The 13,942-nt window shown below is 39.1% G+C and carries 11 protein-coding genes; 10 read left to right on the top strand and 1 reads right to left on the bottom strand.

Going from position 1 to position 13,942, the window contains the following annotated elements:
* Nucleotides 1-243 precede the first annotated feature (243 nt).
* From H580_RS0119080 to H580_RS0119065, 4 genes are all read left to right on the top strand, one after another.
* Nucleotides 244-825 (top strand): DJ-1/PfpI family protein, encoded by a 582-nt coding sequence (locus tag H580_RS0119080; RefSeq protein WP_028596206.1) that lies wholly within the window; start codon nt 244-246, stop codon nt 823-825.
* 291 nt (nt 826-1,116) lie between these two features.
* Complete coding sequence (locus H580_RS0119075) at nt 1,117-1,926, top strand: GNAT family N-acetyltransferase (protein WP_028596205.1); 810 nt, start codon at nt 1,117-1,119, stop codon at nt 1,924-1,926.
* 352 nt (nt 1,927-2,278) lie between these two features.
* Nucleotides 2,279-3,907 carry a discoidin domain-containing protein gene (locus tag H580_RS0119070; protein ID WP_028596204.1) on the top strand — a complete coding sequence of 543 codons (1,629 nt, stop codon included), beginning with the start codon at nt 2,279-2,281 and terminating at the stop codon, nt 3,905-3,907.
* A 550-nt stretch (nt 3,908-4,457) separates the two neighbouring features.
* On the top strand, nt 4,458-6,086 hold the full coding sequence (locus H580_RS0119065) for a discoidin domain-containing protein (protein WP_028596203.1): 1,629 nt from the start codon (nt 4,458-4,460) through the stop codon (nt 6,084-6,086).
* 95 nt (nt 6,087-6,181) lie between these two features.
* Here H580_RS0119065 and H580_RS0119060 read toward each other — a convergent pair whose 3' ends face one another.
* On the bottom strand, nt 6,182-7,576 hold the full coding sequence (locus H580_RS0119060; RefSeq protein WP_028596202.1) for a peptide MFS transporter: 1,395 nt from the start codon (nt 7,574-7,576) through the stop codon (nt 6,182-6,184).
* A 500-nt stretch (nt 7,577-8,076) separates the two neighbouring features.
* On the opposite strand from H580_RS0119060, the gene H580_RS0119055 reads away from it, so the two are divergent.
* The 6 genes from H580_RS0119055 to H580_RS0119030 all read left to right on the top strand — a co-directional run bounded on the left by H580_RS0119055 (nt 8,077) and on the right by H580_RS0119030 (nt 13,889).
* Nucleotides 8,077-9,384 (top strand): hemolysin family protein, encoded by a 1,308-nt coding sequence (locus tag H580_RS0119055; RefSeq protein WP_036605519.1) that lies wholly within the window; start codon nt 8,077-8,079, stop codon nt 9,382-9,384.
* A gap of 162 nt (nt 9,385-9,546) precedes the next feature.
* Nucleotides 9,547-10,047, top strand: a complete 501-nt coding sequence (locus H580_RS0119050) for a hypothetical protein (protein ID WP_028596200.1) — start codon at nt 9,547-9,549, stop codon at nt 10,045-10,047.
* A gap of 31 nt (nt 10,048-10,078) precedes the next feature.
* Complete coding sequence (locus H580_RS0119045; protein ID WP_028596199.1) at nt 10,079-10,576, top strand: GNAT family N-acetyltransferase; 498 nt, start codon at nt 10,079-10,081, stop codon at nt 10,574-10,576.
* A 323-nt stretch (nt 10,577-10,899) separates the two neighbouring features.
* Entirely contained in the window at nt 10,900-11,853 is a 954-nt protein-coding gene (locus tag H580_RS0119040; RefSeq protein ID WP_245583599.1) for a sugar-binding transcriptional regulator, read from the top strand.
* Between the two features lie 25 nt (nt 11,854-11,878).
* Nucleotides 11,879-12,565: a deoxyribose-phosphate aldolase gene (gene deoC, locus H580_RS0119035; protein WP_028596197.1), complete on the top strand. Its 687-nt coding sequence runs from the start codon at nt 11,879-11,881 to the stop codon at nt 12,563-12,565.
* Nucleotides 12,566-12,653: 88 nt separating this feature from the next.
* Nucleotides 12,654-13,889, top strand: coding sequence for a NupC/NupG family nucleoside CNT transporter (locus tag H580_RS0119030; RefSeq protein WP_028596196.1), 1,236 nt, complete (start codon nt 12,654-12,656; stop codon nt 13,887-13,889).
* The last annotated feature ends 53 nt before the right edge of the window (nt 13,890-13,942 follow it).

Genomic DNA, 13,942 nt, shown 5'->3' with positions numbered 1-13,942 from the left:
GAGCAAACGAAGCAATCTCTAGAAGTAACTCCAATAGTATTTTGAATAGAGGATGTGCTTGTACATAGAGAAAAACAAAGGTAAAATATAACTATAAATATTAATGTGCGAGAATAGCCTTTCGTTCCTGATGAATAAACAACTAGCTAGAAAAATAGTAGATAATCGTACTGTAAAGACCAAGTGTTCCAAGCATTTGGTCTTTCATTATAGAGTGATACCTACGAATGAGGAGGCAGAACAATGAAGATTGGATTTGTACTCTTTAATGGAATTACGTTTTTGGACTTTATCGGATTTTATGATGTAATTTATCGGTTAAACAATTTCGTCAAAACACAGGGAACGACCTGGGATATTTGTGGGCTAACAGAAGAAATTACGGATGAGCTAGGATTTACGGTGAAAGTAACGAAAGTCAAGCCAGACCTTTCTCAATATGACTTGCTGTATGTGCCTGGTGGAATAGGAACTCGTAAGCTAAGATACGATAAAGAGTTTATTGAATGGCTGAAGCAGGCGGAGAAAGTGGAAACGATTGTGTCTGTATGCACGGGTGCGCTATTGCTTGGGGCAGCTGGGTTTTTGGAAAACAAAAAAGCTACGACTCATCCGAATGCATATGATCTGCTTGAACCTTACTGTGAAGAAGTAGTTCATGCAAGAATTGTGAAAGATGGCAATGTAATTACCGCTGGAGGGGTAGCGACAGCAATAGATCTTGCCTTATATATGGTTGAGCTATATGTCTCTAAAGAAGCGGTTGAAGTCATTAAGAAACATATCGATTACCCTTATGATGTGAAAGGGATTGTCGAAGTTTAAGTACGCGTTCAGGGATGTGATACCAACACTGAAATAGAACTTTAAGAAAAGGTGAACTTGATTCAAGAGGTTGGACAACTATTGTACATTTTGAAGATTGGAATGCACGTTCTTTCTACTTTCTAGAGCCAGATGGCAGCTCAAAGAAGGGCGACAATGGTTTATGTCTGACGTCATAGCTGCATCACGACCTACTAAGATTCATATAGAAGATGCACAAGGCATTGTCATTACATACTCTTCACGAAATGAAATTAAAATAATAACTACGTATACTTAATGAGGCGAGATATGAATTCTACCATTCCATCACAGCAACTGATTCAGGATATCGAATCTTCAGAAATCGACTATATGACAGAACGTATGATTGCGATTCAGAACAGGCCAGATAACCCTGAGGGGATTGAGATTCAGCGGTTTGGAAATGCAATATGCTACTATAGTCGAACAATGCCGTGGCCAACATTTAATACGGTAAAGGGTCTAACAAGCGCAGATATTGAAGTTGTTGAGCCGATTGTTGATTTTTATAAAAGCAGAGGTAGACAAGTGCAGCTTGAAATCATTCCTTCCATGGTCGATAAAAGCTTTTTGAAGCGTTTAGCAGACTTAGGACTGTATCAATCGGGATTCCATTGCTCTTTGTACACGGAACCTAGATTTCATTCTGAAGAAGTTCTGGATCGAGTTCTCATCAAGGAAGTTCAAGAGGATCAGTTTGATCTGTATGCGACCATTCATTGCAGAGGAACGGGTTTGTCGGATGACGGCATTCCTTATGTAGCTCAAAATAATAAGGTGCTGTATCATCGTCGAGGTTGGAAGTTCTTTATCGCGTATGTGGATGAAGTTCCAGCGGCAGTTAGTGTCATGTATATCAACAATGATTTGGCTTCGCTAACTTTTGCAGCAACATTGCCGGAATATCGCAACCGCGGATTGCACAGTATGATGCTGCAAACAAGAATAGCTGAAGCGAAATCTAATGATTGCAATCTGGCAATTAGTCAATGTGCTTTCCTATCACAAAGTCATCGGAATATGGAACGTATAGGAATGAAGTTGGGTTATGTGAGAGTCTCTTGGACGGAAGCTTAACTTGTTTAAAGAACGTGGGTTTTAATATTTTTTTGATGATGAACATAGGGAATTTGGAACGGCTACACTTAGACCTGTACCCAGAGTGCGTTCCTATTTTGGAGTTGTTTGATTTTATTGTTATGAGGTGAAGGGTATGCTATCATAAGCGTATCATTAACATGCTCGAACATTCTACTTTTTTGTCTCATATCTTCCGAAGCTTTTACCCCATATCCACTCATATTATGGAAACGAGTTAAGAAACTAGATTTTACCCTTAAATGCTTTTAAGTTGTTTAATTGATAACGCATACTCCCCTAATTCATTGACTTTTCTTCCGATAATTACATTTTTGAGGAGGGTCTCAAATTGAATGTTAATCACCTGCATTACTATAGGTATCGGCATATTAATTGTTTCATAGCACAATATCTTTCAGAATTACTTGACAAAGGAATCCCAGTAGATTATCTATTTTATGATTCATATATCGATACGGATGTCATAATGAATGAGATTATTGTGAATGGGGAAACTCGATGGGCCATGCAGGCACGTACATTAAAAGACATTAGTATTATTGGTATTCACATTTTACATAGATACTTCCCGAATTTGTTATCGGCATATCCGTACATGAAAAATAAATTTGAAGAGAATAAAATAGTATACTTGTGGGTTTCTCAATCATTTATACCTCATTTAGCACATTTACCAAGCGGTATCCACTCAATTGGTATCCAAGGCTATGAAGAGACTGAAAAATCGTTTATAATCTCCGATGTCCCGGGGTTAGTAGGGCATTCCTATGATGAACGACACATACAAGACGCATTTGATAAATTAGAAGAAGAGTATAAGTTTATTTATTATTTGTATGATAAAGAATATAGTTTTCCTGAAGAGACAATCCAACTACTTATTAGTGACTTTGAATATAACTTCATGAATATTAACGAAGATTTGACGTTGTATGACAGGGTTATTGAACTGCTTAGTAATCCACCCTTAAATAGGGATGAGCAGGAGATTCTATATACCCACCTAGAAAATGTTTTTGCTGTGGTTGCGGGATCACGATATTTTTTATCTAAATTTTTCAAGATAACTCGTTATTCTGATATTGATCAGCTAATAGAGATCAGTAAGCTTTCTGAGAACATTCAGAACATCCTAAGAAAAGCAATAGTTGGAGGGAACATAACGAAGTATAACGTCGAAGAAAAAATCATGAAGCTAAAATCACTGGAACAAGAAAATATTAAAACCATAAAAGAATTGATTATACACAAAAGAGAACAATACGAGAATAATAATGAGACACAAAATAAATCTCAATCTATGGCTGTCGACATAGGGTTAAAATATAAAAGTATTGATCTGAACCGTGGAAAACTAGAGTGGGTAGATGTAATACAAGATGAGTACCTATATGGATACGAGATATTTATCGATGATAAATGGTGTGGAAGCACCTTGTTAAATTCGTATGAGCTAGTAAATCTTAATTATGACACCAGCTATCACATACGCGTACGAGTTAAAAATTTTTCGGGCTATATTGAACAATATAATGATAGTGTAACGATTCATACAGGAAATAAAAGAATGAACATTGCACTAGGAAAACCAGTTTATTGCTCGTCAGAGGAAACATCCATCTTCACCAAAGAAAATGTGAACAATGGAATCGATGGAACAAGATGGGGCAGTGTAGTAGGAAGTGATCAAGAATGGATTTGTATTGATTTGCTAGAGACAGCTCGCATTCAGCGGGTAGTATTGAACTGGGAATCTCATGCCAAGTGCTATACAATTGATGTATCTGATGACAATGTGACATGGGAGACCATTATTGTTAATAATCATGGTGTAGGTGGGGTTGAGGAATTTAATAACCTTCAGAATATCGATTGCAGATATATTAGAATGAATGGCCTAATGAGAGGTACAACTTGGGGTTATTCTTTATGGGATTTTGAAGTGTACGCGGTATAATAATAGAGTAAGTTTTAAGGGTTTTTGTGTATTATTCAAATCAATTGAATGATAATATGCTTCGATTCCAATACGTGTATTGTCTTATATCAGCACATAATTATGTAAGTATGAGAAGTGGTCCGTAATAATGATATGCTCCCATCATAGTAGACAGTAGAAAAACAAAACTTCTACTACTACAGTGATGGGGGTTTTTGTGATGTCTAAAAGAAGCTCAACTTCTTTATGAAACAAAATTACATGCCGTTCAACAATGCCTAGCGCATAAATCGTACGGGCAACCTTTGCAATGTGCAGAGATAAGAATGTGCTAACTTGTAACTGATTTATTGTTATGAATCCGAGTGTATGCTACGATAACTACAAATATATTGGACTTATTTACTACTCAGTACCTAGATTGCTTTTTTAACCTCACATCACTCCATTTTTCGATTTATTATTGCCTTTCACGCTTGTTTTCTGCTTCTTCTGATAGTGCTGCAAGATCTCATTTACCAAATGTATTTCATATTTGTTAAGGTTTCATTTTCAAGGAGGGATTTCTTTGAATGTAAATCATATGGACTACTATAAGTATCGGTATCTCAATTGTTTCAAAGCTCAATACCTTGCCGAATTGCTTGAAAAAGGAATACCGGTGGATTATCTTTTTTTTGATGCTTATGTGGAGACGGATGACATTTTAGAGCATACTATTAATAATGGGCAAGAACGTTGGACATTGAATATAAAAACGCTAAGTGAATTAGCACATGTCGGGATATATGTATTGTATCGATATTTTCCTACTATGTCTTCCTCATATCCGTATGTGCAAGAAAAGCTTGCTGCAAATAAAACATTGTATATGTGGGCATCGCAAAATCATTTGCCGCATCTAGCGCATCTGCCAGATGGTGTTCATGTAATTGGACTGCAATCTTATAATGAGGAAGAAAAAACGTTTACCATCTCTGATGTTCCTGGTATATCAGGGCATCCGTATGAAGAGGTACATATTCAAAATGCCTTTAATCATTTGGAAGATAGCTTCAAGTACATCTACTATCTTTATGACGAAGATTATACTTTTACGGAAGAGATTGTAGAAATTTTAGTTAGAAAATTCGAAGACAGCTTCTTGCTTGTTAACGAGGATTTCAAGTTGTACGATCGGATGAATGAGCTGTTTCAGCTGCATTATGACACCCAAGATGAACAATTAACTTTATATCATCGTATGGAAAATGCATTGGCAGTTATTGCAGGCTCTCGTTACTTCTTAGCAAAGTTCTTAAAAGTTATTCGCTACCCAATAATTAGTGAATTAGAAGAAATTAGTAAACATGCTAATAGTCTTCAAAAAGTGTTTTTGAAAGGGAAAGTTGGAGCTAACATCAGCAACTATAAAATTGAAGATAAATTGTTGTTGTTAAAGTCATTGGAACTAGAAACGATATTGAAGATTAAACAATTAATTGTTCAAAAGAGAGAGGAACACGGACATCCTAAGGAGATAAGAGAGCATGCTCGTATAACCATTACTGATATGGGTCTAACTTGTAAGATGTTAGATTTAAACAAGGTGAAATTAGATTGGACTGAGGTTATGCAGGAAGAGTACCTGTATAGCTATGAGATATATGTGAATGATACGCTGCATGGAACTACATTGCTGAATACCTATGAAATAACGAATCTTGCGTATGACAGTCGTGTGGAAATACGTATACGAGTTAAAAATTTCTCTGGTTATATCGAGCAATGTAATGATTGTGTAACGATCCAAACGGGATATAAAGATACGAATTGTGCACTAGGCAAGCCGGTTACCTGCTCGTCAGAAGAAACTTCTATCTTCACGAAAGAAAATGTGAATAATGGTGTTGAGGGTACAAGATGGGGCAGTGTTGTTGGAAGTGACAAAGAATGGATTTGCATTGATTTGTTAGAACAAACGGAAGTTCAGCGAGTCGTATTGAACTGGGAATCCCATGCTCAGTCCTACACCATTGATGTATCGGATGACAATGTCAATTGGCAAACCGTTGTTACGAACGATAACGGTGTAGGCGGCGTTGAAGAATTTAATAACCTTAAAGATATTAAGTGCAGATATATAAAAATGAATGGCCGAAAGCGAGGCACGACTTGGGGATATTCATTATGGGATTTTGAAGTGTATGCAGTCTAATGCACCGAATACAACTTCATATGAGAAATCAACTATACAAAACAGCCCTTGTCCTTCAGGAGGATAAGGGCTGTTCCACATCAATGTGAAAATTATTATAATTCGGATACTTGCGCCATAGAACTGAGTTTCTTCGACAACAGCACGAGAATCAAGCCGAGGACGATAGCAGCAGCACCAATAATGGCAAATACATTGAAGTAGCCAAGTGTTGTAATATTGGATGCGAACTGGCTTCCTAGAATGTTCGCAATCCCTGTACTAGATAACCACACACCCATTAGTAAGGAAGTTAGCTTAACAGGCGAAATTTTGTTTACGATAGACAATCCAACAGGTGACAAGAACAATTCCCCAAGGGTATGGAAGAAGTATGTGCCTACGATAAACATAATATGAGCTTGAGATACAATACTGTTCGGATCGCTGCCAGTTTGCATAACTGCTACTAGCAGTACCATATATCCTACGCCCAATAGTATCATTCCGAGTCCCATTTTAACACCAAAGCTAAGGTCTCCACGTTTGGAACGAGCAAGCTTTAACCATAGTGCAGAGATGATTGGTGCGAGAATGATAATGAACAATGGGTTAATGGACTGGAACCACGACGTCGGTATTTCAAATCCGAACAACGTTTTATCAACAAATTGATTCGTATACAACGTCAACAAGCCGCCTGCTTGTTCAAATCCTGCCCAGAAGAAAATAACAAAGCATGTGATAATTAAAATAACTTTTGTGCGCTGCTTCTCAAGTGGTGTTAATGGTGTTTTTACTGCGGCATTCTTTTGATCGCTTTTACTACGCACAGGTGCTTTACCGATATCACCAAGATATTTAGGAGCCAACGTATTGAATATAATTTGCCCGATTACCATGCCGATACCGGACGCTAAGAATGCATATTTATAACCGTACAAGATCGTATCAGCCATAGGAATTTTGAACAACTGTTCTGCCAAGTACCCGCATACAAGCGGTGCGACAAAGCTGCCGACATTAATACCCATGTAAAATATCGTATAAGCGGAATCGACACGACGGTCACCCTTCGGATATAAATCACCGACGAGCGTAGATACATTCGGTTTGAAGAATCCATTACCGATAATGATAAACGCAAGGCCAACATACAGCATTGTCGTGGTTTGATCCATAAATAAAGCAAAGTTACCGATTGCAATCGCAATACCGCCAATCGTTACTGCAAGCCTTCTTCCTAGATATTTATCAGATAAATATCCACCCAACAGTGGTGTGAAGTAACATGCTCCGGTAAAAATACCGTAAACCGTAAGAGCGGTACTTTCTGAAAAGCCTAATCCTCCACTAATTAACGCGGTAGTTAAGTAAAGTACGAGCATAGCTCTCATTCCATAGTAACTGAATCTTTCCCACATTTCTGTGAAAAATAGTACATACAAGCCCGGTGGATGCTTGTCCTTGCGATTCGTTGCACTGGAAGCGGCTGCTTGATGAGTTGACATGATGTGTTCCTCCTGTCCGCAACGTTTATAATTATAAAAAAACGTAGTTGAATATTCATGATCATACGCTGATCTATTAGAGGGTGTCAACTGGAAATAGGGATTTACAATACTTAAATTCCAGTAATTTCAATAACGTAATATATACTATTAAAGATGAACAAGTTGTATCGTATACATGCGTGGTACATATTACCTAACCTTTTTGCCTAATCGTTAAATGCTCATAATGAACAGGCATAAAATTTAAAATATGGGTAAGTAACATCTAATAAGAAATAGGGTAAATTAAAAACAGCGTAGGGCGTATGAATTGGATTGTGGTGGCGTAACCGTACAAAAAGGGTTGCTGCACTGACTATATAGTCATGTTTAGTGTGGAGAGGGTCAAATGCGGCTGGATTCAGACTTTGTAACTTTCGAAATAAGAAATTATAATAAGAGTAACTTTATTGCAAAAATTATGAAATCTATTGTCAAAAGGAGAAGGTACATATCTAATGGAAATTCCCACGGTTGAGTTTATCCTCATTGCTTTACTGATTGCATTGACAGCCTTTTTTGTAGCAACTGAGTTTGCTATTGTCAAAATTCGTACGAGCCGTATCGATCAATTGGTATTGGAAGGACAAAAAAACGCCCTAGCAGCCAAAAAAGTAATCAGCAATCTAGATGGATATTTGTCTGCTTGTCAATTGGGTATTACCATTACTGCGCTTGGATTAGGATGGTTAGGAGAACCGACTGTTGAGAAGCTTCTTCATCCTCTATTTAACGAGTTTGGCTTAAAACCTGAGCTGGCTGGAATCCTTTCCTTTGTGATTGCGTTTGTTCTGATGACGTACATCCATGTGGTGGTAGGTGAACTAGCTCCTAAGTCATTGGCTATTCAAAAAGCAGAAAAGATTACTTTGCTGTTAGCGAAGCCAATCATTTTCTTTTATAAAATTATGTACCCGTTTATATGGCTCTTGAATGGTTCAGCGAATGCACTTATTCGTTTGTTCGGATTGAAGCCTGCGAGTGAGCATGAAGAGGCTCACTCGGAAGAAGAGCTTCAAATTATTTTAAGTGAGAGCTACGAAAGTGGTAAAATCAACAACACAGAGTATGGATATGTAAGTCGTATTTTTGCTTTTGATGAATTGTTGGCGAAAGAGATTATGGTGCCACGTACCGATATGATCTCGTTGGATGGTGATCTTACTGTAATGGAGAACATCCCGATTATGCGCGAGGAACAGTATACTCGTTATCCTGTCATACACAATGACAAGGACAATGTAATTGGAATGGTCAATATGAAGCAGTTATTCCTTACGATGGATGGGACGCTTCGTGAACAACCTTTGAAAAACTTAATTCGTCCTGTACTGACTGTCTCAGAAGCTATGCCGGTCAAGCAATTGCTGCGAAAAATGCAGCAAGATCATATTCATATGGCGATACTAGTCGATGAATACGGTGGTACATCAGGTATGATTACGATTGAGGATATTCTTGAAGAAATCGTCGGTGAAATTCGGGATGAATTTGATGCCGAAGAGCGCGCAGAGGTGGAGCGTGTAGGTGATGGTCATTATCGTGTTGATGGTAAAGTATTGCTCAGCGATGTCAATGACCTACTTGGTACTCATCTAGAAAGCGATGATTTTGATACGATTGCAGGTTGGTTGTACGATCGTCATCCAGAAGGAAAGCGTGGGAGTAAGATTGTAGTGGCAGGGGTTATGTTCACGATTCTTGAAAAGGAACGTCACCGTATCCGCAAAATTGAATTGAAGCGAATGGATGAAGTAGAGGGATAGTAATTCAACATTTACAGTTCATTGCTATTATGATATGTTAAGATTAACCAAAAAACGTATAGCACAGTGGCCGAAAGCATCGGACAATTCTCATAACTTGAGGATTGTCCTTTTTTGCGTTTCCAGGGGTTGCCAAGCGTGCTCAGAAGGAGATATATTCATATGATACACACCGTAGATCTGAAGTCATTCTATGTAGCAGGTACTTTTCATGATTGCTATGAGGACATGTACCTTTACGTGACGAAGCAAAGTGCCATTCAAAGTACTTTTCCTCGCAAACAAAAGGCAATGCCAATGGTTTATGGACTGCGGTTAGAACAGCGTTATTTCTCTGGAGTACGATGTAATAGCAATCAGGATATTTCGCATGGCGATTATGTAATTGAGGTACGTGGAGGAAGTTATGAAATGAGAGCGTACAGCCAGCTGTGTCTGGATGTAGAAGGAACTCTATCAGAAATTACTCCAACAGATCTTCCGAAACCAATTACGATCATTGAATTTGTTGGGACTCCTGACGGTTACGCACCTTGGTGGTGTTATATTCCGGTCTCATTTAAACCGTGGGAGGATATGAAAAATGATCGTAGATTGCCTCGTCACCTGAAGGCGGACATGATACTTAGAGAATCGCGCAGATGTTATTCGCTTGCTTACTAGCTAGATACTAACATGAAGAGGGGCAGATGTGATGAATATTCGTCCAGTTTTAAAGGAAGATGCTAGCTATATTCAAACGGTCGCTAGACAGTCTTGGAACGCCGCCTACGGTAATATTTATCCGCAATCATTTATCGATGAGTTTGTTAGTAAAGCTTACAGTGTAGATAGTCTGGAGCAGGGCGCAGAAAGAGACGAGCAGAGAGCGGAACGACATTTTTATGTTTGTGAAGCTGAGGGCTCTATTATTGCATTTGCCCAAGTAATGAGCCAGGAAACAGCTGGGGAATATGAGTTGCTGCGCATTTATGTGCAGCCAGAGCGGCAGAATGCAGGTGCTGGACGATTGCTATTATCTAATTTTTTGACTACAATCCCTCACATGAATAAGCTTGTAGCATGGGTAGAGGATAAAAATGAGCAAGGTCGGCGTTTTTATGAGCGCAATGGTTTTACAGTGACCTCGCAAATGGTAGAGAAGCATGAACATTTTGAAACCCAACTTATAGAGTATACTTGGCGGCGGTAATATTTTTATCGGTAGTAATCGATATTGTAACTTGAAGTACTAGAAATTGAATCTACGAATAGTAGAGCACCGAGTATATCGGTGCTCTTTTTGATATGTTCATTGATCAATTGGTTGTTTATGGATGAAATTAATTTCATGGAAGATATTAATTTTATTTGGAAAACGTTAACACACCTTGTATAGTTGACGTTGAAAGCGTTTTTCAGGTACTATGTAATCAAATGATAAATACTTCTTTGACATAATTTCATAGAGAAATGATAACGTATCGAAACTGATTTGCTAATTTTGATAGGATGCAGTAAGGAGACAACATTTTTATGATTGAAAATGAAAAGCCTTACATTGTAGTAGAAGTTGCAAAACTTTATTATCAAATGGACCTCAGCCAGAAGGAGATAGCAGAGAAGCTGGGAATATCTCGGCCCTCTGTTTCACGTTACTTAAAGCTGGCGAAGCAAAGCGGTGTCGTTAAGATTGAAGTATTTGATCCTATCGATTACTGCTTAAGCTTGAAGGAACAGTTTCAACAGCATTTCAATTTGAAAGAGTGCATTATTACGATGGCACCTGTGAATGATTCAGAAGTTATAAAAGAGGTAATATCTGAGAGTGTAGCCCAATATGTTCATGACATTGTCAAGGACGGTGATACAATTGGCGTCACTTGGGGAACGACACTGTATAAGATCGCCGGCAAAATGACTTCTAAGCATGTTCAAAATGTAAGAGTCGTTCAGCTAAACGGCGGAATAAGTTTCTCGGCAGATACGTACGCTTTCGAAATTGCCAGTCTTGTAAGCGCTGCATTTCATACAACCCCATACTATGTACCGGTTCCCGCAATTGTGGATCATACGCTTGTCAAACAAGCGATAGTATCGGATAAGCACATCAAAAAAGTGTTGGAGATTGGCCGTGAAGCAAACATTGCTATCGTAACAACAGGTACGCATCATAGTAATTCCGTCCTTATGAAGGCTGGCTATTTATCGGCTGATGAAATGAAAGCTTTGGATCAGACGAAGGCAGTTGGTGATATTTGCGCTCGTTATATTAATAGAGATGGACAAATCTGCTCTACAGAATTAGACGAACGCACAATAGGGATTGAACTGGATGTTCTAGCAAAGAAGGAAACGAGTATTCTAGCAGCAGGTGGACGTGAAAAAGTAGATGTGATGTTAGGTGCATTACGAGGGCGTTATGTAAATGTGCTCGTAACAGACCAATTCACAGCTCAAGCAATGCTAGATCAATTGAACGCAAACTAATGGAATGAAGAAGGGAAGATTCAAGATGAACCAACAACTTGCAAACATGATTGACCATACGCTATTGAAACCTAATGTACAAGATGAGCAAATCGTAGAGCTTTGCCAAGAGGCAAGACAATATCAATTCGCTTCGGTTTGTGTTGAGCCTTGTTACGTAGCTCTTGCAACTGAGCGATTGAAAGATAGCGGAGTGGACATTTGCACAGTTATTGGCTTCCCACTTGGGGCTAATACATTGGCAACAAAAGTGTTCGAGGCTAAAGATGCAATTGCAAACGGTGCAACTGAAATCGATTATGTCTTGAACATTAGCGATGTGTTAAACGGACGTTGGGAGCAAGTTGAGCGTGAAATGCGTGCGTTCACAGAACTTCGTGACGAAGCAAACACAGCTGTAATTGTTAAAGTCATCTTGGAAACGTGCTACTTGACGGATGCTCAAATTGTGGAAGCTTGCCGTTTGGCTCGTGAAACAGGATTGGATTTCGTGAAAACGTCTACAGGCTTTGGAACAGGCGGAGCAACAGTTGAGCACATTCGCATGATGCGTGAAACAGTTGGGGATGCATGCGGCGTGAAAGCTTCTGGAGGTATTCGTACTCGTGAAGACGCATTGGCAATGGTAGAAGCAGGAGCAAGCCGTATTGGTGCAAGCGCAAGTGTTGCTATCGTTACAGATGGCGGCAGCAAAGAAGGCAGCGGTTATTAAGATTTGATTTAGAGTTTCTAGTTGTGCTGCTTTTCGCTGCATAGCGAGCGGAAAGCTTACCACACAACCAACTTAGGGAGGACATCTCATGAACGTGTTAAGCGGCTTGATAGGGATTGCAGTTATTTTTGGAATCGGTTTTCTAATGTCTTCGAATCGTAAAGCGATCAAACCGCGTACGATATTGCTTGGTTTGCTGCTGCAAATTACCTTCGCTTACTTAGCTATTAAAAATGAATTCGGCGTTAAAGTAATGGGTGCGCTGTCTAACTTTGTTAATGGCTTGATCGGTTATGCGAATGAAGGAATTATGTTCTTGTTCGGCGGATTATATGATAAGGCAGCGAATGGTAGTGCAGACAGCGGAATCTTCTTCGTGTTTGCGTTTCAAGTATTGCCGCTCGTTATTTTCTTCGGTGCACTTATTGCAGCGCTTTATCATCTAGGTATTATGCAATTTATTATTCGCGTACTTGGCGGTGCTATTTCTAAGCTTCTAGGTACAAGCAAGCCGGAATCTTTGTCAGCAGCTGCTAACATTTTTGTTGGTCAGTCTGAAGCTCCACTTGTTGTTAAGCCATTCCTTCCTAAAATGACAAAGTCTGAGTTGTTTGCGGTAGTAACGGGTGGTCTAGCATCCGTATCCGGTTCTGTATTGGCAGGTATTGCAGGAATGGGTGTCGACCTCAAGTTCTTGTTGGCAGCATGTTTCATGTCTATGCCATCTGGACTCATTATGGCGAAGTTGTTCATGCCTGAAACGGATAATTCCGAGCGTACATTTACAATTGATGTGAAGAAAAATCAAGGTGAATCGGTCAACTTGATTGAAGCGATTTCCGTTGGTGCAATCGATGGTATGAAGCTTGCTGCAACGATTGGTGCGATGCTACTTGCAATGACTTCTCTTATCGCGATGTTGAACGGTGGTCTTGGCGCAGTTGGCGGCTGGTTCGGATTCAGTATTACACTTGAGCAAATCTTCGGTTATATCTTTGCTCCATTGGCACTAGCAATCGGTGTTCCTTGGAATGAAGCTGTGCAAGCTGGTACGTTTATCGGTCAAAAAATTGTATTGAACGAGTTTGTTGCTTACTCTAACTTTGCTCCAGTAATGGGCACACTATCTGAGAAGACACAAGTTATTATTACATTCGCATTGTGCGGATTTGCTAACTTCTCCTCAATTGCAATCTGTGTAGGTGGTATCGGAAGCCTTGTTCCTGAGCGTCGTGCAGAAATTGCTTCGATCGGTCTAAGAGCGATGTTCGCAGGGGTGCTTGCTTCCTTGCTTAGTGCAACCATTGCAGGTATGTTCGTATAATAAGAAGAAACAAGTTATAATAAGATAACGATAACTTTACTATTAGTTATTAC

The sequence above is a fragment of the Paenibacillus assamensis DSM 18201 genome (assembly GCF_000422445.1).
Lineage (GTDB): Bacteria > Bacillota > Bacilli > Paenibacillales > Paenibacillaceae > Paenibacillus_B > Paenibacillus_B assamensis.
This window is presented reverse-complemented; position numbering and strand designations above follow the sequence as displayed.